Origin of the sequence: Marivita sp. GX14005 (genome assembly GCF_023370775.1) — a bacterium.
In the GTDB taxonomy this organism is placed as follows: Bacteria; Pseudomonadota; Alphaproteobacteria; order Rhodobacterales; family Rhodobacteraceae; genus Marivita.
Window position 1 is genome coordinate 760,564 of sequence record NZ_JAMCCQ010000002.1, and the last position, 25,495, is coordinate 786,058.

Annotated in this window: 21 protein-coding genes; 14 read left to right on the forward strand and 7 right to left on the reverse strand. The window is 65.6% G+C overall.

Annotation, left to right across the window (positions count from 1 at the left end; translation table 11 throughout):
• Positions 1 to 4 precede the first annotated feature (4 nt).
• Positions 5 to 1,381, forward strand: a complete 1,377-nt coding sequence (locus M3465_RS10020) for a TRAP transporter large permease (RefSeq protein ID WP_249501579.1) — start codon at positions 5 to 7, stop codon at positions 1,379 to 1,381.
• Here M3465_RS10020 and M3465_RS10025 read toward each other — a convergent pair.
• The 3 genes from M3465_RS10025 to M3465_RS10035 are packed head-to-tail and all read right to left on the reverse strand — an operon-like array spanning position 1,378 to position 3,906.
• The gene (locus tag M3465_RS10025; protein ID WP_249501580.1) at positions 1,378 to 2,034 is read right to left on the reverse strand and encodes a hypothetical protein; all 657 of its coding nucleotides are present in this window, start codon (positions 2,032 to 2,034) and stop codon (positions 1,378 to 1,380) included. The genes M3465_RS10020 and M3465_RS10025 overlap by 4 nt on opposite strands.
• Positions 2,031 to 2,720, reverse strand: coding sequence for a hypothetical protein (locus M3465_RS10030; protein ID WP_249501581.1), 690 nt, complete (start codon positions 2,718 to 2,720; stop codon positions 2,031 to 2,033). The genes M3465_RS10025 and M3465_RS10030 overlap by 4 nt, the downstream gene beginning before the upstream one ends.
• A gap of 4 nt (positions 2,721 to 2,724) precedes the next feature.
• Positions 2,725 to 3,906, reverse strand: a complete 1,182-nt coding sequence (locus M3465_RS10035) for a BaiN/RdsA family NAD(P)/FAD-dependent oxidoreductase (protein ID WP_249501582.1) — start codon at positions 3,904 to 3,906, stop codon at positions 2,725 to 2,727.
• 135 nt (positions 3,907 to 4,041) lie between these two features.
• Here M3465_RS10035 and ftsW point away from each other — a divergent pair, with 135 nt between their 5' ends.
• The 8 genes from ftsW (at position 4,042) to ftsA (ending at position 12,459) form a co-directional block, all read left to right on the forward strand.
• Positions 4,042 to 5,208, forward strand: coding sequence for a putative lipid II flippase FtsW (gene ftsW / locus M3465_RS10040; RefSeq protein ID WP_249501583.1), 1,167 nt, complete (start codon positions 4,042 to 4,044; stop codon positions 5,206 to 5,208).
• 87 nt (positions 5,209 to 5,295) lie between these two features.
• Positions 5,296 to 6,420 (forward strand): UDP-N-acetylglucosamine--N-acetylmuramyl-(pentapeptide) pyrophosphoryl-undecaprenol N-acetylglucosamine transferase, encoded by a 1,125-nt coding sequence (locus M3465_RS10045; RefSeq protein ID WP_249501584.1) that lies wholly within the window; start codon positions 5,296 to 5,298, stop codon positions 6,418 to 6,420.
• Positions 6,417 to 7,868, forward strand: a complete 1,452-nt coding sequence (gene murC / locus M3465_RS10050; protein WP_249501585.1) for a UDP-N-acetylmuramate--L-alanine ligase — start codon at positions 6,417 to 6,419, stop codon at positions 7,866 to 7,868. Before M3465_RS10045 ends, murC begins: the two co-directional genes overlap by 4 nt.
• A 148-nt stretch (positions 7,869 to 8,016) precedes the next feature.
• Positions 8,017 to 8,265, forward strand: coding sequence for a DUF2484 family protein (locus tag M3465_RS10055; RefSeq protein ID WP_249501586.1), 249 nt, complete (start codon positions 8,017 to 8,019; stop codon positions 8,263 to 8,265).
• Positions 8,266 to 8,305: 40 nt separating this feature from the next.
• Positions 8,306 to 9,241 (forward strand): UDP-N-acetylmuramate dehydrogenase, encoded by a 936-nt coding sequence (gene murB / locus M3465_RS10060; RefSeq protein WP_249501587.1) that lies wholly within the window; start codon positions 8,306 to 8,308, stop codon positions 9,239 to 9,241.
• Between the two features lie 109 nt (positions 9,242 to 9,350).
• Positions 9,351 to 10,265, forward strand: coding sequence for a D-alanine--D-alanine ligase (locus tag M3465_RS10065; protein ID WP_249501588.1), 915 nt, complete (start codon positions 9,351 to 9,353; stop codon positions 10,263 to 10,265).
• A complete protein-coding gene (locus M3465_RS10070) occupies positions 10,253 to 11,128 on the forward strand; it encodes a cell division protein FtsQ/DivIB (protein ID WP_249501589.1) in 876 nt (291 codons plus the stop codon). Before M3465_RS10065 ends, M3465_RS10070 begins: the two co-directional genes overlap by 13 nt.
• Positions 11,125 to 12,459 (forward strand): cell division protein FtsA, encoded by a 1,335-nt coding sequence (ftsA, locus tag M3465_RS10075; protein WP_249501590.1) that lies wholly within the window; start codon positions 11,125 to 11,127, stop codon positions 12,457 to 12,459. Before M3465_RS10070 ends, ftsA begins: the two co-directional genes overlap by 4 nt.
• 72 nt (positions 12,460 to 12,531) lie before the next feature.
• Here ftsA and M3465_RS10080 read toward each other — a convergent pair whose 3' ends face one another.
• Complete coding sequence (locus M3465_RS10080; RefSeq protein WP_249501591.1) at positions 12,532 to 13,584, reverse strand: hypothetical protein; 1,053 nt, start codon at positions 13,582 to 13,584, stop codon at positions 12,532 to 12,534.
• A gap of 433 nt (positions 13,585 to 14,017) precedes the next feature.
• On the opposite strand from M3465_RS10080, the gene ftsZ reads away from it, so the two are divergent.
• The 5 genes from ftsZ (at position 14,018) to M3465_RS10105 (ending at position 21,212) form a co-directional block, all read left to right on the forward strand.
• Positions 14,018 to 15,661 (forward strand): cell division protein FtsZ, encoded by a 1,644-nt coding sequence (ftsZ, locus tag M3465_RS10085; protein ID WP_249501592.1) that lies wholly within the window; start codon positions 14,018 to 14,020, stop codon positions 15,659 to 15,661.
• A 214-nt stretch (positions 15,662 to 15,875) separates the two neighbouring features.
• Entirely contained in the window at positions 15,876 to 16,799 is a 924-nt protein-coding gene (gene lpxC / locus M3465_RS10090) for a UDP-3-O-acyl-N-acetylglucosamine deacetylase (protein ID WP_249501593.1), read from the forward strand.
• A 123-nt stretch (positions 16,800 to 16,922) separates the two neighbouring features.
• Positions 16,923 to 17,777, forward strand: a complete 855-nt coding sequence (locus M3465_RS10095) for an outer membrane protein assembly factor BamD (RefSeq protein ID WP_249501594.1) — start codon at positions 16,923 to 16,925, stop codon at positions 17,775 to 17,777.
• A gap of 33 nt (positions 17,778 to 17,810) precedes the next feature.
• Positions 17,811 to 19,463, forward strand: coding sequence for a DNA repair protein RecN (recN, locus tag M3465_RS10100; RefSeq protein ID WP_249501595.1), 1,653 nt, complete (start codon positions 17,811 to 17,813; stop codon positions 19,461 to 19,463).
• A 72-nt stretch (positions 19,464 to 19,535) separates the two neighbouring features.
• Positions 19,536 to 21,212, forward strand: coding sequence for a chloride channel protein (locus M3465_RS10105; protein ID WP_249501596.1), 1,677 nt, complete (start codon positions 19,536 to 19,538; stop codon positions 21,210 to 21,212).
• A gap of 56 nt (positions 21,213 to 21,268) precedes the next feature.
• Here the strand turns inward: M3465_RS10105 and M3465_RS10110 are convergent, their stop codons facing one another.
• The 3 genes from M3465_RS10110 to cobT form a co-directional block, all read right to left on the reverse strand.
• Positions 21,269 to 21,610, reverse strand: a complete 342-nt coding sequence (locus M3465_RS10110) for a DUF427 domain-containing protein (RefSeq protein ID WP_249501597.1) — start codon at positions 21,608 to 21,610, stop codon at positions 21,269 to 21,271.
• A gap of 42 nt (positions 21,611 to 21,652) precedes the next feature.
• Positions 21,653 to 23,434 carry an aminopeptidase P family protein gene (locus M3465_RS10115; protein WP_249501598.1) on the reverse strand — a complete coding sequence of 594 codons (1,782 nt, stop codon included), beginning with the start codon at positions 23,432 to 23,434 and terminating at the stop codon, positions 21,653 to 21,655.
• A gap of 89 nt (positions 23,435 to 23,523) precedes the next feature.
• Complete coding sequence (gene cobT / locus M3465_RS10120; RefSeq protein ID WP_249501599.1) at positions 23,524 to 25,401, reverse strand: cobaltochelatase subunit CobT; 1,878 nt, start codon at positions 25,399 to 25,401, stop codon at positions 23,524 to 23,526.
• Between the last annotated feature and the right edge of the window lie 94 nt (positions 25,402 to 25,495).

Below are 25,495 nucleotides of genomic sequence, written 5' to 3' on the forward strand. Positions count from 1 at the left end.
GCGCGTGGAAGTCGCCATTCTCTTCGCGATGGTCATCGGCCTGATGCTCATCGGCGTGCCGATCGCGGTCAGCCTGGGGTTTTCGTCGATCCTGTTCCTGCTGGTGCTGAGCGACACCTCGCTCTCGTCCATCGCGCAGACGCTGTTCCAGGCGATGGCGGGGCACTACACGCTGCTTGCCATTCCGTTCTTCATCCTGGCCTCGTCTTTCATGTCCACTGGAGGCGTTGCGCGGCGGATCATCCGGTTCTCCATCGCCATCGTCGGGCATTTTCCCGGCGGGCTGGCGATCGCGGGGGTTTTTGCCTGCATGCTCTTCGCGGCGCTGTCGGGCTCGTCTCCGGCGACGGTGGTGGCCATCGGCTCCATCGTGATCGCCGGAATGCGGCAGGTGGGCTATTCCAAGGATTTTGCGGCCGGGGTGATCGCCAATGCCGGCACGCTCGGCATCCTCATCCCGCCTTCCATCGTGATGGTGGTCTATGCCTCGGCGACCGACGTGTCGGTCGGGCGGATGTTTCTTGCGGGGGTGATCCCGGGGCTGCTGGCCGGCACGATGCTGATGCTTGCGATCTACATCATCGCCCGCATCCGCGATTTGCCGAAGGGCGACTGGAAGGGCTGGGGCGAGGTTTGGGAGGCCGGGCGCGATGCCGGATGGGGGCTGTTCCTGATCGTCATCATCCTGGGCGGAATCTATGGCGGCATCTTCACCCCGACAGAGGCCGCCGCGGTCGCCGCCGTCTATGCCTTCCTGATCGCCAGTTTCGTCTATCGCGACATGGGACCGCTTGCCGGCAAGGACGGGGCGCCGAACCTGAACCTGCTGCAAAAGCCCATCGCGCTCGTCACCGTGTTTTTCCACCGCGACACGAAAGACACGCTGTTCGAGGCGGGCAAGCTTACCGTGACGCTGATGTTCATCATCGCGAACGCGCTGATCCTCAAGCATGTTTTGACGGATGAGCAGATCCCCCAATCCATCGCCGCGGCGATGCTGGATGCCGGGTTCGGGCCTGTGGTGTTCCTGATCATCGTCAACGTGATCCTGCTCATCGGCGGGCAGTTCATGGAGCCGTCGGGGCTCATCGTGATCGTCGCGCCGCTGGTCTTTCCCATCGCCATCGAGCTTGGCATCGATCCCATTCACCTCGGGATCATCATGGTGGTCAACATGGAGATCGGGATGATCACGCCGCCAGTGGGGCTCAACCTCTTCGTCACCTCTGGGGTGGCGGGGATGCCGATGATGCGCGTCGTGCGCGCGGCCTTGCCGTTCCTGGGCGTGATGTTCGTGTTTCTTATCATGGTGACCTATATCCCCTGGCTCTCGACCTTCCTGCCGACCACTTTCATGGGCCCGGAGATCATCACCAACTAGCCGGGCGGCTGGCGCAGCTTTTGCAGGATGCCTGCATCCCAGGCGTCCTTATGCAGCACGCCAAGCTGCGCCGGGATCTTTTCCAGATCGAGCAGATGGGCTATCGCGAACCGGTGCATTCCGCCGCCGTTGCGCAGCGGCGTTCCATCGCGCGCGATATGCACGAGGATGCCGCCATGTTCGCGGCGCGTGTTATTGACGCTGCCATGCGGGCGCAGGGTGCCGCTGCGTTGTGCCTCCTCGTAGATCCGGTCCAGCCGCTCATAGCGCGCAACGAGTTCTTCGCGCGAATGGCAGGAATCGACGCGGCCCTTTTCGGCAAGCTGTTCCAGCATGAAGGCGAAAAGCGGCGTTTCCTGCCATGGCACGCCTTCCTCAAAATGCAGGCGGATGCTGTCGAGCTTGATATGGCTGCCATAGGGCCGGCGCGAAAGATCCCAGTCGCCGCTCGCGATCAAGCCGGAATGGCGCCGGCGGAATACCGGTGCGCCGTTTTCGGGATCGGCCTTATACCAGGCGGGCACGTCGCGCGGGCGGATCCAGATCAACTCGTCGCTCCTCGGCGCCTCCGGCCCGTAGCGCAGGCGGTTCGCGATATCGCGCGCGACCTTGACGGGCACGCCTGCGCTGATGGATTGACGTAGCGCGTTCATGCCGCACCGTCCCGGTAGCGGGCCAGCGCGCCTGCGGCGAATGCCTCGGGGTGCACCACGCCAAGCTGCGCCGGGATCCGCGTCAGGCCGAGCGCGCGGGCGATGCCCATGCGGTGATTGCCGATGGCGCCGAAAATCGGAGCGCCGTTGCGGTCGATATGCACGAACACGCCTTCGGGCAGGCGCGGGGCGCCGAAACGCCAGACGGTTTCGTCGCGATAGCCGTTGCGTTCGATATCCGCAAAAAGCGTGTCGATCCGGGCATAGCGGTCGCGAATGTCCTGGTCCGTGCGGCAGGAATCGAAGCTGCCGCGCAGCGCGATCATTGCCTGCATCTTGGGAAAGGCCTTGGTTTGCGCCCACGGAACGCCATTGCGGAAATGCGCAAGGCAGGCTGCGATCTTCCACGAGCGGTCGAGCGGTTCGATATGCCGGTCCCAATCGCCGCCGATCACCATGCCGGAATGGCGGCGGCGGAAATCGGGCGTGGTGGCCGGGTTGCGCGTATAGATGCGGCTCAGGCGGGAGGGGTCGATCCAGATCCGTTCCTGCGCGCGGGGGGCATCGCTGCCAAGTTGAACCCGGTTCGCCAGATCGCGCAAAGGCCCGCGCAGAAGCGCGTGCGGGGCTTGGGGAACTTTGACGGCAGCTTTGGGCATGGCCGTCAGATGGACGAGACGCGCCATCGTTTCAAGCCCGCGCGGCGGCGGCCTGTCCGGCAGCGACGCCCGAACTCCAGGCCCATTGGAAATTGTAGCCGCCGAGCCAACCCGTGACATCCACAGCCTCGCCGATCACGAAGAGCCCCGGCACATCGCGGGACATCATCGTGCGGCTGTCGATCCGGTCGGATGCGATCCCGCCCAGCGTCACTTCGGCGGTGCGGTAGCCTTCGCTGCCGGTGGGTGTCAGCGTCCAGTCCTTGATCCGTGCGGCGATGGCGTCTATGCGCCGGTCCGCCAGATCGCCGAGATTGCCGTGCAGCGGCAGCTCTTCCGCAAGATGATCGACGAGCCGCTCGGGGAGCATCTCGGCCAGCCCGGTGGTCACGTTGCGTTTGCCGTGCGTCTTGCGCAGTCCGCGCAGGCGGTCGCCCAGATCGATGCCGGGCAGCAGATCGACGCTGATCGGATCGCCTTCGCGCCAGTAGCTCGATACCTGAAGGATCGCCGGGCCGCTGAGCCCGCGATGGGTGAAAAGCATCGCCTCTTCGAACCGCGCACCGCCCGCGCTGGCCGCGACCGGCGTGGCCACGCCTGAGAGCGGTGCGAAACGCTTGTCGGTGAAGGTCAGCGGCACGAGCGCCGGGCGCGTGTCCGTGACGGCATGGCCGAAACGGCGCGCGATATCATAAGCAAGCCCCGTCGCGCCCATCTTGGGAATGGATTTGCCGCCTGTCGCCAGCACCAGATTGCGCGCCGTCACGATGCGGCGCTGTCCGTCCCGGTCCAGCATCATGGTGAACCGCGCCCCGTCATGGTCAAGCGCGGCCAGCGACGTCTGCAACCAAAGCTGGGCGCCCGCGCGGGCCATTTCGCCGCGCAGCATGTCGACGATCTGGGTTGCCTTGCCGTCGCAGAAGAGCTGGCCCAGCGTCTTTTCGTGCCACGCGATCCGGTGACGGTCCACGAGATCGAGAAAATCCCATTGCGTATAGCGGCTGAGGGCGGATTTGTGGAAATGCGGGTTGGTGCCGAGAAAGCAGCCGGGTTCGGTGTGCATGTTGGTGAAATTGCATCGCCCGCCGCCCGAGATGCGGATCTTCTCGCCCGGCGATCCGGCGTGATCGATCACCAGCGTTCCCGGCCCGGCATGGGCCGCGCACATCATGCCGGCGGCTCCGGCTCCGAGGATCAGCGTCTGGAGTTCCATCCGCCGCACCGATCACGGATAGAGTCATTTTGCAAGGCGGCGGATCATTCCACTGGCTTGCATGCAGAAAATCGGCTAGCCTTCCGGCAAGACCCGGAAAACACGGGCGTTCGAGGCAGACAAAGCGGTGATACCATGACGGAAATGGTCTATGGCGCGGTTCCCGCGCGGGTTGGCGAACCTGTTTTGCCGAAATGGTGGCGGACGGTCGACAAATGGTCGCTGTCCTGCATCCTGATCCTGTTCGGCATCGGCATCCTTCTGGGCCTCGCGGCATCGCCCCCGCTGGCAGAGCGCAACGGCTTCGCGCCCTTCCATTACGTGCAGCGGCAAGCGGTCTTCGGCGGCATGGCGATCGCCGCGATGTTCTTCGTCTCGATGCTCGGTCCCGTGCTGGTGCGCCGCATGGCGGTGCTCGGCTTTCTCGCCGCCTTCGTGGCGCTGGCGCTGCTGCCGTTCTTCGGCACCGATTTCGGCAAGGGCGCGGTGCGCTGGTATTCGCTGGGTTTCGCCTCGGTCCAGCCATCGGAATTTCTCAAACCGGCCTTCGTGATCGTCGCGGCGTGGCTTCTCGCCGCAAGCCAGGATCTGGGCGGCCCGCCGGGCAAGACGCTGTCTTTTGCGTTGACGGTGAGCATCGTGCTCATGCTGGCGCTGCAGCCCGATTTCGGACAGGCCTGCCTCGTGCTCTTTGGCTGGGGCGTGATGTATTTCGTCGCCGGCGCGCCGATGCTGCTCCTTCTCGGCATGGCCGGGGCGGTCGTGTTCTTCGGAACCGTGGCCTATCAGAACTCCGAGCATTTCGCGCGCCGGATCGACGGCTTCCTCAGCCCCGAGGTCGATCCCACGACGCAGCTCGGATACGCAACGAACGCCATCCGCGAAGGGGGCTTTCTGGGTGTCGGCGTGGGCGAGGGTCAGGTGAAATGGTCGCTGCCCGACGCGCATACGGATTTCATCATCGCCGTCGCCGCTGAGGAATACGGACTGGCACTGGTGCTGATGGTGATCGCGCTCTACACGGTGATCGTCGTGCGCTCGCTCCTGCGGCTGATGCGCGAGCGGGATCCGTTCATCCGGCTGGCCGGCACCGGGCTTGCCGCGATGTTCGGCGTGCAGGCGATGATCAACATGGGCGTTGCGGTCCGGCTTCTGCCAGCCAAGGGCATGACGCTGCCCTTCGTGAGCTATGGCGGCTCCTCGCTGATCGCGGGAGGCATCGCGGTGGGCATGCTGCTGGCCTTTACCCGCACGCGCCCGCAGGGCGAGATCGGCGATATCTTGCGCGGCCGCTTGCGCTAGGGCCGTTTGCCGGGTGCATCGGGGCGAATGTGTTGACACATTCGGCCCGGTTGCCGCATGTGCGGCGCAAGGAAGGATCGGGCAGGCATGACACAACCCTATCTGGTGATCGCCGCCGGGGGCACCGGCGGGCATATGTTTCCCGCGCAGGCGCTTGCCGAGGTGCTGCTTCGGCGGGGCTGGCGGGTGAAACTATCGACCGACGCGCGTGGCGCGCGCTATACCGGCGGTTTTCCCCATTCCATCGAGATCGAAGAGGTCTCCAGCGCCACCTTCGCGCGCGGCAACGTGCTCGCCAGAGCGGCGGTGCCCTTTCGCGTGGCGGGGGGCGTCGCGGCGATGGCGTCGCGGATGATGCGCGACAAGCCGGATGTGGTGGTCGGGTTCGGCGGCTATCCCTCGATCCCGGCGCTGGGCGCGGCGACGCTGCTCAAGATACCGCGCATGATCCATGAACAGAACGGCGTTCTGGGCCGGGTCAACGCGATCTTCGCCAAGCGGGTCGATTGCGTGGCCTGTGGCACCTGGCCGACCGATCTTCCCGAAGGAGTGGAGGCGGTGCATGTCGGCAACCCTGTCCGCCGCGCCGTCCATGATCGCGCCGGTGCGGCCTATATCTCGCCGGGCGAGTACCCGATGTCGGTGCTGGTGATCGGCGGCAGCCAGGGCGCGCGGATCCTGTCGGATGTGGTGCCGCCCGCGATCGCCGCGCTGCCGCTCGAGATCGTGCGCCATCTGCGCGTCAGCCAACAGGCGCGCGAGGAGGATGCAGAGCGCGTCGCGGGTTTCTACGCCGAACATGACGTGAATGCCGAGGTGCTACCCTTCTTCAACGATATCCCCGCGCGCATGTCCGAAGCGCAGCTTGTCATCTCTCGTTCGGGCGCATCGAGCGTGGCCGATATTTCCGTCATCGGTCGGCCCTCGATCCTGATCCCATACGCCGCTGCAACCGGGGATCACCAGAGCGCCAACGCGCGCGCGCTGGTGGAGGCCGGCGCGGCCATCCGCGTTCCTGAATCCATGCTTAATGTCGAAAGCCTCACCGAGCAAATCCTCGCCGTCCTGCAAAATCCCGAAGGCGCGCTCCAGATGAGCCTCGCCGCGCTGCGCGCCTCAAGGCCGGATGCGGCGCTCGATCTGGCGGGGCTCGTCGAGACGCTGGCCGGACAGACACAGATCTCCCAGACCCATGAAGGAGGGGCCGAATGAACGCCGCCACCAAACTTCCCGTCGATATCGGCGCGATCCATTTCGTCGGCATCGGGGGCATCGGCATGTCCGGCATTGCCGAGGTTCTGGTGACGCTCGGTTACACGGTGCAGGGCTCGGACCTGAAGGCCAGCAAGATCACCGACCGGCTGGCAGGTCTCGGCGTGCAGGTTTTCGAAGGCCAGCGGGCCGAAAACCTCGATGGCGCGGAAGTCGTTGTCGTGTCCACCGCGATCAAGCCGGGCAACCCGGAACTCGATGAGGCGCGCAGGCGCGGCCTGCCGGTCGTGCGCCGTGCCGACATGCTGGCCGAGCTGATGCGGCTCAAATCGAACATCGCAGTGGCCGGAACGCATGGCAAGACGACGACAACGACGATGATGGCGGAACTCATGGTCGCGGGCGGCTTCGATCCGACGGTCATCAACGGTGGCATCATCCATGCCTACGGCTCCAACGCGCGGATGGGGCAGGGCGAATGGATGGTGGTCGAGGCCGATGAGAGCGACGGCTCCTTCAACCGCTTGCCCGCGACCATCGGGATCGTGACCAATATCGATCCCGAGCACATGGAGCATTGGGGCGATTTCGAACGGCTGCGCGACGGATTCCAGGATTTCGTCTCGAACATCCCGTTCTACGGCATCGCGGTCTGCTGCACCGATCACGAGGAAGTGCAGCGTCTGGTCGGCCGTGTGACCGACCGGCGCATCGTCACCTACGGATTCAACGCGCAGGCCGATCTACGCGCGGTGAACCTGCGCTATGAAAAGGGCGTGGCGCGGTTCGATATCGCGCTGCAGGCCGAAGATGACATGATCGAGGGCTGCTCGCTGCCGATGCCGGGCGATCACAACGTATCGAACGCGCTCGCCGCCGTGGCCGTGGCGCGGCATCTGGGGATGAAGAAATCCGAGATCCGCACCGCGCTCGCGCAGTTCGGCGGCGTCAACCGGCGATTCACGCATGTCGGCGATTGGAATGGCGTTACCATCATCGACGATTACGGCCATCACCCGGTTGAAATCGCCGCTGTCCTCAAGGCCGCGCGGCAGGCGTCCGAAGGGCGGGTGATTGCGGTGCATCAGCCGCACCGCTACTCGCGGCTGGCCAGCCTGTTCGACGATTTCTGCGCCTGTTTCAACGAGGCGGATGTGGTTGCCATAGCCGAGGTCTTCGCCGCCGGCGAAGCGCCCATCGAGGGAGCCTCGCGCGACGATCTGGTTGCGGGGCTGGTCCGCCACGGCCATCGTCACGCGCGCGCGCTGCTGTCCGAGGACGATCTGGAACGGCTGGTGCGCGATGAGGCGGTGCCGGGCGATATGGTGGTCTGCCTTGGCGCCGGCACGATTTCGACCTGGGCGAACGCGCTTCCCGAACGGTTGAACGCGCGGAAGGTTGCTGCGCGGGCGCATCGACTTGCTACAATAGACGAAAACGTGTCCTGAGCGGCGGACGACGGGTCTCGATGCGTTGACGCATCGAGATGTTTCCGTGGACGGAAACATGCCACGAGACTTCCCCGATCGCGTCCTTTTTTCGTCGGAAAGGTAGGGTTGTCTCGGGCATGCCGGAACCAGACGGAACATTCAGGATATGAGCCATTCGCTGAGCGCCGCCTTCTGCTGGATCGTCCTTGCCGCGATCCTCGCCGCGATCCCGTCGCGCGACAACCACTGGCGCCGCGCCTATCTGCTGATGATGCTCGGCGCGCCGATCCTGGTCTGGGTCTATCTCAGCGACGGGATCTGGATCGGCCTGCTGCTCACTGCGGCGATCTGTTCCGTGTTCCGATGGCCACTGCGTTATCTTCTGGCCTGGGTCCTGCGCCGCTCGGTGCGATAGGGGGCTTTACCCGCGCGCGGGCTTTCGGCACAAGCGCCGCATGACACAGCTTCCCCAACCGCGCGGTCGCCTTACCGCCGACAAACCGCTCGCCGATCTGACATGGCTGCGTGTCGGCGGCCCGGCGGACCGGCTGTTCCAACCGGCGGATCTCGATGATCTGCGCGCCTTCCTGCGCGAGTTGCCCGCCGGGATCGAGGTCTTCCCCATGGGTGTCGGATCGAACCTGATCGTGCGTGATGGCGGCTTGCGGGCCGTGGTGATCCGGCTGGGGCGCGGGTTCAACGGGATCGGAATCGACGGCGCGCGCGTCACCGCGGGCGCGGCGGCGCTCGATGCGCATGTGGCCCGCAAGGCGGCGGATGTGGGGCGCGATCTGACCTTCCTGCGCACCATTCCCGGCGCCATCGGCGGCGCGGTCGCGATGAATGCGGGGTGCTACGGAACCTATGTTGCGGACCGCCTTGTCGAAATCCGCGCCATCACGCGGACCGGCGATCTCGTGACGATCCCGGCGGCGGATCTTCACCTGTCCTACCGCTCGAGCCGCCTGCCCGAAGGCGCCGTGATCGTAGAGGCCGTGTTCAACGCGCCCGCCGGCGATCCGGACACGCTTGACGCACGGATGGCGGAGCAATTGGCCAAGCGCGATGCGACGCAACCCACCAACGACCGCACGGCCGGCAGCACATTCCGCAACCCGGCCGGGTTCTCCTCGACCGGGGCGCCGGATGATGTGCATGATCTCAAGGCGTGGAAAGTGATCGACGAGGCCGGGCTGCGCGGCGCGCGGCGGGGCGGGGCGCAGATGTCGCCGAAACATCCGAATTTCCTGGTCAATACCGGCGATGCCAGCGCGGCCGATCTCGAAGGTTTGGGCGAAGAGGTGAGAAAAAAGGTTTTCTTGCACTCTGGAATAGAGTTAGAGTGGGAAATCAAGCGCATCGGCGAACCGGGCGCTCCGGACGAGGGATGAACCCTCGCGGATTTGAGGCGTGCAGCGGGCAGCTTGCACATATTAGAACAAGGGGCATGGCCCCGGGGCAGAAGCGGGGAAAATCCCCGTGATTTGAGGCGTTTTGGGTATGTCTGGCACGGCAGGCCCCAAAGTGGCAGTGTTGATGGGGGGGCTCTCGGCGGAGCGCGAGGTGTCCCTGTCCTCCGGGCGCGAATGCGCGGCCGCTTTGCGGGACGAAGGCTTTGAGGTTCACACCGTCGATGCGGGCCGTGATCTTGCGCAGGTGCTATGCGCTCTTTCCCCCGATGTCGTGTTCAACGCGCTGCATGGCCGCTGGGGCGAGGATGGCTGCGTTCAGGGTCTGCTCGAATGGATGGGCCTGCCCTATACCCATTCGGGCGTTCTGGCCTCGGCCCTTGCGATGGACAAGGAGCGCACGAAAGCCGTCTACCGCGAGCGCGGATTGCCCGTTGTGGACAGCCTTCTGGCCCCGCGCGACGAGGTTCGGGCGCGGCATGTGATGGCCCCGCCCTATGTCGTCAAGCCGTTCGACGAAGGCTCTTCGGTCGGGGTGTATCTGGTGCATGAGAGCGCGAACGCGCCGCCGGCGCTCGGTGCGGAAATGCCGCAAACCGTCATGGTCGAAGCCTTCGCGCCGGGGCGGGAACTGACGACGACGGTGGTGGGCGACCGGGCATTGGGCGTGACCGATATCCTGACCGACGGCTGGTATGATTACGACGCGAAATACGCACCCGGCGGCTCGCGCCATGTCGTGCCCGCCGATATCCCGGACGAGATCACGGTTGCCTGCCTAGATTACGCGCTGCGCGCGCATGAGGCGCTTGGCTGCCGGGGCGTCACGCGCACCGATTTCCGATGGGACGAGTCGCGCGGGCTGGACGGTTTGATCCTGCTGGAGACCAACACGCAGCCGGGCATGACGCCGACATCGCTGACGCCCGAACAGGCGGCGCATGCGGGTATGAGCTTCGGCGCATTGTGCCGCTGGATGATCGAGGATGCGTCATGCCGCAGATGAGCCCGCGCCCCGATCCCGCGCCCTCGCGGCTGAAATACCGGATGGAGCGGCTGATGCTGACGCCGCTCTTCCGCCTCGCGCTGCGCTTCGGGTTGCCTTGCCTTCTGACCTTCGCGGCAGCGAGCTGGTGGCTCTCGGTCGATGAGAACAGGCGCATGGTGATCGACGGTTTCGCCGATCTGCGCGCGCAGGTCGAAAGCCGCCCCGAATTCATGGTCAACATGATGGTCGTCGATGGCGCGAGCGAATTGGTGGCGCAGGGCATTCGCGAGATCCTGCCGCTCGAATTTCCGATCAGCTCCTTCGATCTCGATCTGGAGCGGATGCGCGAGGAAGTGGTGGCGCTCGATCCGGTGAAATCGGCGCGGCTTTATGTGCGGCAGGGCAATGTGCTGCAGATCGATGTGACCGAACGCATCCCGGCGGTGCTGTGGCGCAATGACCGGGGTTTGCAGCTTCTCGATGAAGAGGGTGTGCTGGTCGGCCCGGCCTTCCTGCGCGCCGACTGGCCGGATTTGCCGCTCATCGTCGGCGATGGCGCGCAGGCACGGGTCGAGGAAGCGCTGGGTCTGGCCGCCGCCGCCGGCCCTCTGGCGCCGCGTTTGCGCGGTTTCGTGCGGATGGGCGAGCGGCGTTGGGACGTGGTGCTGGATCGCGACCAGCGCATCCTTCTGCCCGAAACGGACGCGGCCCGCGCGCTGGAGCGCGTGATCGCGATGGATCAGGCGGTCGATCTTCTGGAACGCGACTTGCTGGCCGTCGATCTACGGCTGGCGGAGCGTCCGACACTCAGAATGACAGACGGCGCGGTGCAGGAATTGCTGCGCATCCGCGCGATAGAGGCAGGGGAGCCATTGGAATGATCGAGCTTTACGAGTCTCAACGGGCGATGCGCAACATGCGCCGCGCGGCGATGCAGCGGGGGGTGATCGCAATCCTCGACATTGGCAGCTCGAAGATCGGCTGCCTTGTCCTGCGCTTCGACGGCACCGACCGGGGGCTCGAAAGCGAAGGGATCGGTTCTCTGGCCGGACAATCGGGCTTCCGCGTGATCGGCGCGGCGACCACCCGCTCGCGCGGCGTGCGCTTTGGCGAGATCGAGGCGATGACGGAAACCGAACGCGCCATCCGCACGGCGGTGCAGGCGGCGCAGAAGATGGCGCAGATTCGGGTCGATCACGTCATCGCCTGTTTCGCGGGCGCCGACCCGCGCAGCTATGGGCTGGCCGGCAAGGTCGAGGTTGCGGGCACCACGGTGGATGAGCAGGACGTGGCGCGGGTGCTGTCGGCCTGCGACGTGCCCGATTTCGGCCACGGGCGCGAGGTGCTTCACGCCCAGCCTGTGAATTTTGCGCTCGATCACCGCTCGGGGCTGATCGATCCGCGCGGTCAGATCGGGCAGGAACTGGCCACCGACATGCATATGCTGACGGTCGATGCGATGGCGGTGCAGAACCTGGCCCATTGCATGAAGCGCTGCGATCTCGAACTTGCCGGCATCGCAAGCTCGGCCTATGTATCCGGCGTTTCGGCACTGGTCGAGGACGAGCAGGAACTGGGCGCGGCCTGTATCGACATGGGCGGCGGGGCGACCGGCATTTCGATCTTCATGAAGAAACACATGATCTTTGCAGATGCGGTGCGCATGGGCGGCGATCATGTGACGGGCGATATTTCCATGGGTCTGCAAGTGCCGATGGCGGTCGCCGAACGGATCAAGACATTCCACGGCGGCGTTGTCGCCACCGGCATGGACGATCGCGACATGATCGAGATCGGCGGCGATACCGGCGATTGGCACCACGACCGCCGCACCGTCAGCCGCGCCGAACTGATCGGTATCATGCGCCCGCGCGTCGAGGAAATCCTCGAAGAGGTGCGCGCGCGGCTCGACGTGGCGGGGTTCGAACATCTGCCGAGCCAGCAGATCGTGCTGACCGGCGGCGCGAGCCAGATCCCCGGTCTTGACGGGTTGGCGAGCAAGATCCTCGGCCAGCAGGTGCGGCTCGGCCGACCCATGCGGGTGCACGGCTTGCCGCAGGCCGCCACCGGGCCGGGCTTTGCCAGCGCGGTGGGGCTTTGCCTCTTCGCGGCGCATCCGCAGGATGAATGGTGGGATTTCGAGATCCCGGTGGATCGTTATCCGGCCCGTTCGCTCAAACGCGCGGTCAAATGGTTCCGCGACAACTGGTGATAGCAGCAGTCGACGCATGACAAATCCCCGCCGGACTGGCGGGGATTTGCGGTTTTGCGGAGACCCGGAGGATCAGTCGAGATCGACCGGACGGCCGAGGAAGGCACCACCTGCCGCAGCCGCGAGACCGATCAGCGAGGCGAGCGCGGCAAGAAGCGCAGCGGTCGCGATACTGTCGGCCGCCTCATCGGCGGCATCGACGGCAGCGGCCTGAGCGTCTTCGAAAGCCTGTTGCGCCATGTCGAGCGAGGCCTGCATTTCGCCGCGCAGGCGTTCGAGTTCCGCTTCAACCTGATCGACATAATTCGATGCTTCCTGCGGCGTCAGATCGAGACGGCGCTGCATCACGCGTATGGCTTCCTCGCGGTCTTGGTCGTTCAGCACGGCGTTCTCGCCGCCGACCAGAGCGTCGCCGAGCTGTTGCAGCCGATCCTGTGCGTTGGCGGGGTTCTGCAGAATATCGGTCGCCGCGTTGCGCACGAGGTTGCGCGCACGCGCCTGTTCGGAGCGGCTGATCACGTTGCGGAACGCCTCCTGCGCTTCATCCTGGAAGTTCTGCGGCGTGATGCCCGCTTCGCGCAAGCGCGCGGCGACGGGATCGGGCAGGTCTTCAAGACCGATTTCGCTGACCGCGAGGTCGGGCAGATTTACATCGTCGGGAATTGCGGCATCGACGGCATCCGCTGTTGCCGATGCAGTCGTCGAGACGGCGGAGCCCGCCATGCTGATCGCCGAGCCGGCCATGTTGAAGAGCCCCACGCTCGCGCTCACGGCGAGCCACGCGGCGAGCAGGGTAGACAGCCCCCAGACAACGGCGCCGTGCAGGATCGCGCCGATCCCGTGCAGCACACCGGCGAGCCGCCCGGCAACATAACCGCCCGCACCAAGTGCGACGAGTTGACTGAGGAACATCCAGATCGGCGAGGCTGTCGGCACCGCGCCCAGCGGATCGGTCGAATCCACCTCGATCGCCGCGAACCCCAGCCCTGCGCCCAGAAGGGCCAGCATCGCGAAGACGGCAAGTCCGACCACCGTCCCGGCCAGGATCGCACCCCATGAGGCACGCCCCCCGAGATCGAGCCGCGCCTCGGGCGTGTAGGCCGTTGTTGTTCTGACATCCGGCATGATGAAATCCTTTCACGTAAATTTGAGATCGATGGAGAAACGCCTCTGCGATTAATCGGTTCCGCGCCACTGCGCGTCGAAGGCGAGGGCTTGGAAACGCCGATCACGCACGGGGTGGAACCGTCGCGCGGGCTGTGGTAGCATTCATCAAAAGATCGGCCGCAGCGCCGGCATGGCAGAGCAGAGTCAAATTGACCGTGAATCACCCAAAGCGCCTACGGGCGGCCTGTCGGTGTTTCTAGTGCTATGCGGGCCGCGCGCCGCAACATCTCGGTGTTTTGGCGAAATTCCGCGAAAAATCGCGCGAAACGGCCTATATTTGGTGGTCAAACCGCGTTTTTTTCGTGACGTTGCTGTGTCAGATCGGTAATACTGGCCGAAATTGGCGCAGGAAATGCCTCGAACGGGGCGAAAACAGCAGGCGGATTGGAAAATGACTTTGAACCTTTCGGTGCCCGGACACGAAGAACTGAAACCCCGTATCACCGTGTTCGGTGTCGGCGGGGCCGGTGGCAACGCGGTGAACAACATGATCGAAAAGGCGCTGGATGGTGTCGATTTCGTCGTAGCGAATACCGATGCGCAGGCGCTCCAGCAAAGCCAGTCGCAAAGCCGGATCCAGCTTGGCGTGAAGGTGACCGAAGGGTTGGGCGCAGGTGCGCGCGCCTCCGTGGGGGCAGCGGCGGCCGAGGAGAGCATCGAACAGATCGTCGATCACCTGGCGGGCGCGCATATGTGCTTTATCACCGCAGGCATGGGCGGCGGCACCGGCACCGGCGCGGCGCCGATCATCGCGCAGGCGGCGCGGGAATTGGGCGTGCTGACGGTCGGCGTGGTCACCAAGCCGTTCCAGTTCGAAGGCGGCAAGCGGATGCAGCAGGCCGAAGACGGCGTGGAGGCGCTGCAGAAAGTCGTCGATACGCTTATCATCATCCCCAACCAGAACCTCTTCCGTCTGGCGAATGAAAAAACCACATTCACCGAAGCCTTCTCGATGGCCGATGACGTGCTCTATCAGGGCGTGAAGGGCGTGACCGACCTGATGGTGCGTCCCGGTCTTATCAACCTCGATTTCGCCGATGTGCGCGCCGTCATGGACGAGATGGGCAAGGCGATGATGGGCACCGGCGAGGCCGATGGCGAGGATCGCGCGATCCAGGCCGCCGAGAAGGCCATCGCCAACCCGCTGCTCGACGAGATCAGCCTGCGCGGCGCGAAGGGCGTTCTCATCAACATCACCGGCGGGCACGATCTGACCCTGTTCGAGCTGGACGAGGCTGCGAACCGCATCCGCGAGGAAGTGGATAGCGACGCCAACATCATCGTCGGCTCGACGCTTGACGACGGCATGGAAGGCCGGATGCGCGTCAGCGTCGTAGCCACCGGCATCGATGCGACCGATGTGAACACCGAAATCCCGGTGCCGCGCCGTTCGCTGGCAACCCCGCTGACCCAAACCGTCAAGGTCGAGGAGCAGGCGCGGACCGAGCGCGAGGAGCCGATGCCGCAGCCCGCCACCGCGCGGGTCGCCGAGGCGGCGGAAGAGCCGTCGCTCTTCGAGCGAGCCGAGACCGAGCGCGCTGCCGCTGAAGAGCAGATGGAGACCATCTTCGACCGCGACGAGCCGCAATATCAACAGCAGGACGCCGTTGACGACGATGGTCTGCCAATGCCGGCTTATCAGCCGCAGGTCGCCGAGTTCAGCCCGCGCCAGGACAGCATCGAGGCCGATCCCGAACAGTTCGTCGCCCCGCGCGCACCGGCCCCCGGCACACCGAGCGCCGAAACGCTGGCGCGTCTGCAGGCGGCAGCTTCCCGTGCGCGCCCTGCGCCCGGCGCAGCCCGTGCGCCGCAGGTCGAGCCCGAGCCGGCCGACAGCGAGCGGCCGCGCTTCGGAATCAATTCGCTCATCAACCGGATGACCGGCCATCAGCACGGCGCCGAAGGCCAGGTGCGCCGGACCGCGCAGCCTCCAATGCAATCGCGCGCGGCACCTGCTCCGGCGCCGGAACCCGAGGCGGACGAGGATCAGGAACGGATCGAAATCCCGGCCTTCCTGCGGCGACAAGCCAACTGAAACAGCGTTTAATCGCTTGCAAGACGCCCTCGGTTTCGGGGGCGTTTTCTTTTTGGGAACAACAGCTTGATAGGATAGGCAGGATTCCGCTCATGGCGTGCCGAGCCGTGTTTCAGCCCGTTACAATCTTTGATTTGAGGCCGCTCCGGGCGGTTTGATACACCCTCTGCGAAACGGGTCCGACAAAAGCGATCCCGTAACCGCAGAGGGTCTTTTGCAGACAACCGTTCAATCCGCCGTCCAGTTTCAAGGCACCGGTCTGCACACCGGGCGCCCGGTGACGATGACCATATGCCCGGCCCCGGCCGATCATGGCATCGTCTTCGAACGCAGCGACATTCGCCTTGGCAACGCGCGGATTCCGGCGCTTTGGGATCGGGCCCATCATTCGCCGCTCTGCACGATGATCGTGAACGAGGCCGGCCTTTCGGTATCGACCATCGAGCATGTGATGGCAGCGCTCGCGGGCTGCGGGGTCCACAACGCGCTGGTTCGGGTCGATGGCCCGGAAGTGCCGGTGCTCGATGGCAGCGCCGCGCCTTTCGTGCGCCGGATCATGGCCGCCGGTGTGACGCGCCTTTCCGCCCCGATCCGGGTGATCGAGATCCTGAGCACGGTCGAGGTGCATACTGCACAAGGCTGGGCGCGGCTTGCGCCGGGGCCGGGGCTGACGATGGAGTTCCACATCGATTTCGAAGCCCGAGCGATCGGACGGCAAAGCAAGTCGCTCGATCTGCGCAATGGCACTTTCGTGCGCGAGCTGTGCGACAGCCGCACCTTCTGCCGCGCCTCGGATGTGGACGCGATGCGCGCCGCCGGAAAGGCGCTTGGCGGGACGATGGAAAACGCCGTCGTCGTCGATGACGACCGGGTGCTGACGCCCGGCGGTCTGCGCCACGCGGATGAGGCCGTTCGGCACAAGATGCTCGACGCGCTCGGCGATCTGGCACTGGCGGGGGCGCCGATCCTCGGCCATTACGAAGGCCACAAGGCAGGACATACCCTGACGAACATGCTCCTGCGCGAGGTTTTTGCGACGAAGGGCGCCTACCGCGTCCGCGATTGCGATCTGGCGCTCGCGGCGCGCTTGCCGGGTGCCGGTGTCGATATGGCAGAGGTGCCTGCCGCCGTCGCATGAACCGTGCGGCGGGATCGGGGCGGGTTTGCTGTGCAAAGGCGTTTTGCCTCCCGATTTTCTGTGCTAGGACCGGAGCGAACAAGTGGCATCAATAGCCGCGGCGGTTTTGGATAGGTGACGGGCATGGCAGCGGGCAGATACGCGAAAGCTGTGATCGGAGCGGCGCTTCTGGCGGCAACGCTTGCGGCGTGCGGCGACGGGGAGCGTCCGGGCTTCGGCCCCGGCGGCGTGCCGATCGAGAATTTCACCGCCGAACAGATCTACGAACGCGGCGAATTCGAGCTGGAGCGCAAGGATCCCAAGGATGCGGCCTTCTACTTTTCCGAGGTCGAACGGCTCTATCCCTATTCGGAATGGGCCAAGCGCGCGCTCATCATGCAGGCCTATGCCTATCACCAGCATGAAGACTACGAGAGCAGCCGGGGCGCGGCGCAGCGCTACATCGATTTCTACCCGGCGGATGAGGATGCGGCCTATGCGCAATATCTTCTCGCGCTCAGCTACTATGATCAGATCGAGGAAGTGGGCCGCGATCAGGGGCTGACCTTCCAGGCGCTGCAAGCCTTGCGCACGGTGATCGAACGCTACCCGGACAGCGAATATGCGCGCTCCGCCGTGCTGAAATTCGATCTGGCTTACGATCATCTGGCTGCCAAGGAAATGGAGATCGGACGCTATTACCTGCGCCGCGATCATTACCCGGCGGCGATCAACCGTTTTCGCGTTGTGGTGGAGGATTTCCAGACCACGACCCATACCGCGGAGGCGCTGCACCGTCTCGTCGAAGCCTACCTATCGCTCGGCCTGACGGCAGAGGCGCAGACCGCAGGCGCGATCCTCGGCTATAACTACCGCTCGACTGAATGGTATCAGGACAGCTACGCGCTGCTGACGGGGCAGGGGCTGGAGCTTCGGGCGACGGGCGACAACTGGCTGGCGCAGGTCTATCGTCAGATGGTCCGGGGCGAGTGGTTGTAAGGGGGGCGGGCGCCGCCGCCCGTCCTGCGTTCTATGCTGCGCACGCTTGATATCAGGGACATGCTTATCATCGACCGGCTGGAGCTCGAATTCCAGCCGGGCCTCAACGTGCTGACCGGGGAAACCGGCGCAGGTAAGTCGATCCTGCTCGATTCTCTCGGCTTCGTGCTGGGCTGGCGCGGGCGGGCCGAACTGGTGCGCAGCGGCGCGGCGCAGGGTGAGGTGACGGCCGTGTTCGATCTGCCCGCCGGCCACGCGGCCCGCCGCGTTCTGACCGAGGGCGGCTTCCCCGATAGCGATGAATTGATCCTGCGACGCGTCAACTCCGCCGAGGGGCGCAAGACCGGCTGGATCAATGACCGCCGGGCAAGTGGCGAGATGCTGCGCGCGCTGTCCGAAACGCTGGTTGAGCTGCACGGCCAGCATGACGATCGCGGCCTGCTCGATCCCAAGGGCCATCGCGCGCTTCTGGATGAATTCGCCGGCCATGACGGGTTGCTTGCCGAGACACGTTCGGCTTGGCGCGCCCTGTCGAGCGGTCGCAAGGCCGTGCAGGACGCCGAAGCGGCCTACACCGCCGCGCAGGCGGAAGAGGAATTCCTGCGCCACGCCGTCGCCGAATTGGACAAGCTTTCCCCCGAGCCGGGCGAGGATGCCGAACTCGACGCGCGCCGCCGCATGATGCAAGGGGCGGAGCGAATTCGCGAGGATATCGCCCGCGCGGCGCAGGCAATGGGACTCGACGGCGCGGAAGGCGCGATGGGCGATGCGTTGCGCTGGCTCGAAGGGGCGAGCGATGGCGCGGACGGGCGGCTCGACGCGCCGCTGGGCGCGCTCGCGCGCGCGATGGCGGAGCTTGACGAGGCAACGCGCGGCGTTGCCGATTGTCTCGATGCGCTGGAATTCGATCCGTCAGAGCTGGAAGCGACCGAAGAGCGGCTTTTTGCGCTGCGCGGTCTGGCGCGCAAGCACAGTGTCGCGCCCGACGATCTTGCCGGTCTGGCCGATGAGTTGCGCGGCAGGCTCGATGCGCTCGATCAGGGGGCGGACCGGATGAGCGATCTGCAAGCCACGCTGCGTGCGCTCGAGGCGACCTATGACGAGGCGGCCGAGGCGCTGCATCAAAGCCGAGTTGAAGCCGCCGGGCGGCTCGACAAGGCGGTCTGTGCGGAACTGGCGCCGCTCAAGATGGAACGCGCCGTGTTCGTCACCGAGATCGCGGATGGCCAACCCGGCCCGGACGGGCGCGACAGCGTGGCCTTCGCCGTCGCTCCGAATCCCGGCGCACCGGCTGGCCCCATCGGCAAGATCGCCTCGGGCGGTGAACTCAGCCGCTTCCTGCTGGCGCTCAAGGTTTGCCTGTCGGAACGCCGCGACGCCGGGATCACCATGATCTTCGACGAGATCGACCGCGGCGTCGGCGGCGCGACCGCCGATGCGGTGGGCCGGCGGCTCGCCGCGCTGGCGCGGGACGGGCAGGTGCTCGTCGTCACCCACTCGCCGCAGGTCGCGGCGCTCGGCGCGCATCACTGGCGCGTGGAAAAACGCATCGCGCAGGACCAGACCCTGTCGACCGTCGTGCCGCTCGATGCGCCCGCCCGCGAGGGCGAGATCGCGCGGATGCTCTCGGGCGACACCATCACCGAGGAAGCCCGCGCAGCCGCGCGCGCACTGCTCGCGGGGTAGATCCTCCTTGGAGCCATAGGGCGCTTCGGGTAAGCCTTGAGAAACGATTGGTTTTTCGAAGGACCGCCCGGCATGTCGCAGATCTTGCGGGACCAGTGGCTTTCCCTGCGCCGCCAGGCCGCGCGCGGTTGGGACGTTCTGCGCCGCAAGGGGCCGTCGCAATTCCAGTTCTGGCTCATCGCGCTGATGATCGGCATCGCCGCAGGCGCCGCGGCCACGCTCTTCCGCCTCGCGATCACCGCGTTGCAGACCATCGCATATGGCACGCCAAGCGTGACGACGATCCACAGCTATGCCGAAAACCTGCCTTGGTGGATGTTGCTCGCGATCCCCACACTGGGCGGGCTGGCGGTGGGGATCATCATCCATTACTTCACCCCCGACGGTCGGGTGCGCGCGGTTGCCGACGTCATCGAGGGTGCCGCGCTCAATGATGGGCGCGTCGAAAGCAAGGCGGGGATCGCCTCCGCCATTTGCTCCTGGATCACGCTGTCTACGGGCGGCAGTTCGGGGCGCGAAGGCCCCGTGGTGCATATCGCGGCGCTGATTTCCTCGTGGGTGTCCGACACGATCCGCGCCGATGGCGTGACCGGGCGCGACTTGCTGGGCTGCGCGGTCGCCGCCGCGGTCTCGGCCAGTTTCAACGCCCCCATCGCCGGGGCGCTTTTCGCGCTGGAAGTCATCTTGCGCCACTTCTCGGTGCATGCTTTCGCGCCCATTGTGGTTGCCAGCGCGGCCGGCACTGTCATCAATCGCCTGATGTTCGGCGATGTCACCGAGTTTTCGCTCGCCGGCACGACGACGGTCGAGTTCTATCTCGAATTGCCGGCCTTTTTCCTCCTGGGGCTGGTTTGCGGCCTCGTTGCCGTGGCGATGATGCGCGCGGTGTTTGTCGCCGAGGATTTCGGCACGGACATGCAGCGGCGTCTGTCCTTGCCGCTTCTGCTGCGCCCGGCCTTGGCGGGGGTGCTTCTGGGCGCGCTGGCGGTCTGGTTTCCGCATATCATCGGCGTGGGCTATGAGACGACCTCGCGTGCCCTGACCGGCGCGCTGCTTTGGCACGAAGCCGTGGTCTTCGCCATGCTCAAGGTCGCCGCCGTGGCGATCACGCTCGGCGGGCGGATGGGCGGCGGGGTATTCTCGCCCTCGCTCATGGTCGGCGCGCTGACCGGGCTCGCTTTCGGCCTCGTCGCGACAGGGCTATTCCCGGAGAATTCCGGCAGCGCCACGCTTTACGCGCTCGCCGGCATGGGCGCGGTCGCTGCCGCCGTTCTGGGGGCGCCGATCTCCACGACGCTGATCGTCTTCGAACTGACAGGGGACTGGCAGACCGGGCTGGCGGTGATGGTGTCGGTCTCCATGTCGACGACCGTTTCGGCGCGCCTTGTGGATCGGTCCTTCTTCCTGACGCAACTCGAACGCCGCCGCGTGCGTCTGTCGGCCGGCCCGCAAGCCTATCTGCTGGCCATGTTCCGCGTTCAGGGCGTGATGCGCAAACCCGATGCGCCCAACGCCGCCGACGAGGAAACCTGTCTGACGATGATCGAGCAGGGGCTTTACGTCCAGGCGCAAGCCACGCTGGAAACCGCGCTGCCGCTGCTCGACAAATCGGGTGTGGCCTTCCTGCCGGTGGTTCGGCTCGACGAAGAGGCGGAAAAGCCGGTCCTGCTCGGCGCGCTCTTTCATGTCGATGCGCTCAAGGCCTACAACTGCGCGCTGGCCGCGACTGCGGAGGAAGAGCACCGCTGATCGCGCGCCCGTTTGCGCCCCCGCAAACGGTTTGATGCGTCAGCGCATCAAGCGCCTCAGACCTGCTCCACCGCTACGCCATCGGCATCGAAAGCCAGCATCCCGGCAATGCCGGCCGCCTCGGGCTTCGGCGCCTCGTAACTCCAGACAGCGTTTTGCAGCACCGTGCTTTTCGACACGATATCGTAATACCGCGCCTCCCCCTTGAGCGGGCAGGTCGTCCGATGCTCCGACGCATCGAGAAACGCCATGGCCACATCGGCCTTCGGAAAATAGACAACCGGTTTCAGATCGCCCTCGCTCAGTTTCACCGCGTTCCGGCTTTCCGCGATCACAGCGCCGCCAGCGCGCACGACCCAAGTTCCCGCGGCTTGCGTGATCTCGATCCTGTCATTCATCCTTCGTTCCCCTCGATGATGTTTCTGTCCGGCCCGCTCCGTTCAGATCGCCGCACAGACCCGGCGCAGCCACGTCGCCTCATCACCCCCGACCAGCGGGCCGATCCGGTCCAGAACCTGCGTATGATACGCGTTGAGCCAGTCGCGCTCCGCCGCGCTCAACAGCGCGACATCGATTAACCTCGTGTCGATGGGAGTATAGGTCAGAGTTTCGAAAGACAACATCTCGGGCACCGTTTGCTCCGGCAGGCGCGGGGCAGGGCGCACCGCCACGAGATTCTCGATCCGCACCCCGAAAGCGCCCGGCTTGTAGAACCCCGGCTCGACCGACAGGATCATCCCCGGATCGAGCGCAACCTCGCCCGTCCGGGCAAGCCGCTGCGGTCCTTCATGCACGCTCAGGAACGACCCGACACCATGGCCCGTGCCATGGGCGTAATCCATCCCGTGTTCCCAAAGCGCGGCCCGCGCCAGCGCATCGAGATCACGCCCGGCCAGACCTTTCGGCCAGCGAAGCCGCGACAGGGCGATCAGACCCTTGAGCACGAGCGTGAAGGCGCGCCGCTCCTCCGCACCGGCATCGCCGATCTGCACCGTGCGAGTGATATCGGTCGTGCCATCGACATATTGCCCGCCGCTATCGACAAGCAGCAGCCCAGTGTCCACCTTTCGGTCAGTGCGTTGCGTCACCCGGTAATGCACGATGGCGCCATGTGGCCCGGCGCCCGCGATGGTATCGAAACTGATATCGCGCAACTCCCCGGTTGCCGCGCGCTCGGCCTCGAGCCGCCGGACCACGTCGATCTCGGTCACGCTGCCGAGCGGTTGCGCGTCGAGCCAGCACAGAAACCGCACCATCGCCGCCCCGTCGCGCAGATGCGCGGCCCGCGCGCCGGCAAGCTCCGCCTCGGTCTTGCGCGCCTTCGGCAAGGCGCAGGGATCGCGCCCTTCCACCGTTTCGATCCCCTCTGCGGTCAATGTATCGACCACAAACAGCGGACAGCCCGCCGGATCGACCCGCACCGGCCCCGTCAATGTCGTCAAACCGGCGCGGAACCCCTCTACCGGCAACACCCGCACCTTTGGGCCAAGGTGATCTCGAATCCCCTCGATTTTCGCTTCATCGACGAAAAGATCGACCTCCCCCGAGGCGTAGAGCAGGGCGAAACTCTGAACGAAAGGCGTGCGCGGCAGGTCACCGCCGCGAATGTTGAGCAGCCAGCAAATACTGTCCGGCGCCGTCAGGACCGCGCAGGTGGCCTGACCCAACTCCCCGGCGAGCCGGGCGATCTTTTCCTCGTGCCGCTCACCGGTCAATTCCGGCGGCTGCACGAATGCCGGCTCCGCGGGGCGCGCGGGCCGATCCTGCCAGATGCGATCGACAAGGTTGTCCACGCGCCGCAAACCGATCGTGCCGACCTCCTCCTGCAACGTGCGATATTGCGACAGCGTCACCAGCGCCGGATCGAACCCGATGCTGCTTCCGTCCGGGGCATGCTCGGCAATCCAGGCCCCAAGCGAGACCTCCGGCCAATCGACCGGCGTGAACAGGTCGGCCACCTGATCGCGCACCTGCGTGCGATAGCGCCCGTCAACGAAAACCCCGGCCTCGTCCCGAAGCACGACGCAATGGCCCGCAGACCCGGTGAACCCGGTCAACCAAGCGAGCCGCTCGTCGCGCGCGGCGACATATTCGCCCTGATGCACATCCGCGCGCGGGATGATATAACCGTCCAGCCCTTCACGCTCCATCTCCTCGCGCAGAGCCGCAAGGCGCGGCGGCCCCTGCTCGGGCCGGGCGGTTTCGCTGAAACTCTGAAACATGGCAAGCCTCACTGCAAGGCACCGCGGAAACCGGGTTCCCGTGCCTTCTTCTCTTTATAAATACTCAAACCCCCGCAGGGGCCGGGCGCTCACATCGCCCGCTTGATCCCCATCACCCGCGCGCGCGCCCTCGGATCGCTGTCGAAGAGCGACGCAAGCTGCTCGGTCATCGCACCGGCCAGCTGCTCCACATCGGTGATCGTCACCGCCCGGTCGTAGTACCGGGTCACGTCATGCCCGATCCCGATGGCGAGCAATTCGACCTGCCGGCGCCGTTCGATCATCGCGATCACGTCGCGCAGGTGCTTTTCCAGATAATTCGCGGGGTTGACCGACAAAGTGCTGTCATCCACCGGCGCACCGTCCGAAATCACCATCAGGATCTTGCGCGCCTCTGCGCGATGCGCCATCCGCCGATGCGCCCATTCCAGCGCCTCGCCGTCGATATTCTCCTTGAGCAGCCCCTCTTTCATCATGAGGCCCAGATTGTCGCGCGTGCGCCGCCAGGGCGCGTCGGCGCTCTTGTAGATGATATGCCGCAGATCGTTGAGTCGGCCGGGCTGTTGAGGTCGCCCCTCGTTCAGCCACTTCTCCCGCGCCTGGCCGCCCTTCCACGCCTTGGTGGTAAAGCCGAGGATCTCGACCTTGACCGAGCAGCGCTCCAGCGTGCGCGCGAGAATATCGGCGCAGATCGCGGCGATCGAGATCGGCCGGCCGCGCATCGATCCCGAATTGTCGAGCAGCAGCGTCACCACCGTATCGCGGAACTCGGTATCCTTCTCGACCTTGAAGCTCAGCGGTGTGGTCGGGTTCGCCACCACGCGCGCCAAGCGCCCGGCATCGAGGATCCCCTCCTCCAGATCGAACTCCCAAGACCGGTTCTGCTGCGCCTGAAGCCGGCGTTGAAGCTTGTTGGCCAGACGGCTCACCGCGCCCTTCAGCGGCTCCAACTGCTGGTCGAGATAGGCGCGCAATCGCTCCAGCTCGACCGGCTCGGCCAGCTCCTCGGCGCGGATCTCCTCGTCATGGCTCGAATCGAAGACGGTGTAATCGGGATCGGCCTCCGACACGGCAGGCGGGGGCGGCGGCTCGAGCGGCGCCTCGCCCTCGGGCACCTCGGTCTCCTCGCCCATCTCCTGATCGTCCATCTCGTCCATGGAGACCTGGGCCTGGCTGGGATCCTGCGTCTGTTCCTGGCTGCTTTCGGGGCTGGCCTCGGCGTCCTGATCGTCCTCCTCGTCCTGTCCGGTGCTGTCGGGCTCCTGCGGATCCTCGCCGCCATCCTCCGCCTCGTCCTCGGCCTCGTCATCCAGATCATCCGGATCGTCGCCAAGCTGATCGCCATAGCCCAGATCGGTGATGACCGAGCGGGCAAACCGTGCAAAGGCCGCCTGGTCGGACAGAACGTCCTGAACATCCTCCAGCTTGCCGCCGGCCTGATCCTCGATGAACCCGCGCCAGAGGTTCATGACGTTCTTCGCGCCTTCGGGCAGATCGCGCCCCGTCGCCAAGTGCCGCACCAGGTATCCCGCCGCCATGGCCAGCGGCGCATCGGAGGCATCCGTGATCTGATCGTAACCGCGCCGCTGCGCATCGTGCCCGATCTTGGCGTCGATATTGCCCGCCGTGCCGGGCATGTCGCGCGCGCCCATCGCCTCGCACCGTGCGGTCTCCATCGCCTCGTAAAGCTCGCGCGCGATATCGCCCGGCGGCGCATAGCGCGCATGGGTGCCCGCATCGTGATAGCGCCGATACATCGCCATCGCGTCGGCGGTTCCGCGCGCCAGAAGCACCTCGTCGCGCGTGAGCCGCCTGCTGACCTGCGGCAAGCGCATCGCATCGCCCGAGATCCCCGCCGGATCGACCGAATAGCTGACCGTCAGATCCGCATCGTCGGCCATGACCTTGGTCGCCTCGGCCAACGCCTTCTTGAACGGATCGGCGGGATTGTCAGAGGGTTTTTTCATGCAAGACCGCGCCCCTGCTTCTCTGTTTCGAAAATATCTCGGGGGGTCCGGGGGGCAGCGCCCCCCGGCGGGGCGGATCGGCGAAGCACCACCC